Source organism: Mesorhizobium sp. M00.F.Ca.ET.216.01.1.1 (genome assembly GCF_004010325.2).
Lineage (GTDB): Bacteria > Pseudomonadota > Alphaproteobacteria > Rhizobiales > Rhizobiaceae > Mesorhizobium.
Genome location: NZ_SADR02000386.1, coordinates 1 through 316 on the forward strand (window position 1 = coordinate 1; position 316 = coordinate 316).

A 316-nucleotide genomic window follows, 5' to 3' on the forward strand; every position below is an offset into this window, starting at 1 on the left:
GCTGCAAGCGGGCCGATGTTGCCGAGGCCGAGCACGGCCGTGCCGTTCGTGATCACGCCGACGAGGTTGCCGCGCGAGGTGTACTTCTGCGCGTCGAGCGGCTCGTCGTAAATTGCCATGCAGGCCGCTGCCACGCCGGGCGAGTATGCGAGCGACCGATCGAGCTGGTTCGACAGCGGCTTGGTTGGCGTGACCGAGATCTTGCCGGGCTTCGGATTCTGGTGATAGGCGAGAGCGCTTTGCTTCAGTTGTTCGTCCATTTTTTGCCTGCGAGACGTAAGAAATTAGGCCCGGCACACCGCACGCCCGGCGGCGC

The 316-nt window shown here is 64.2% G+C and carries 1 pseudogene; it reads right to left on the reverse strand.

The features are described from left to right. Window positions 1–260, reverse strand: a pseudogene (locus EN859_RS36605) (NADP-dependent malic enzyme); the annotation flags it as partial. Window positions 261–316: the final 56 nt, after the last annotated feature.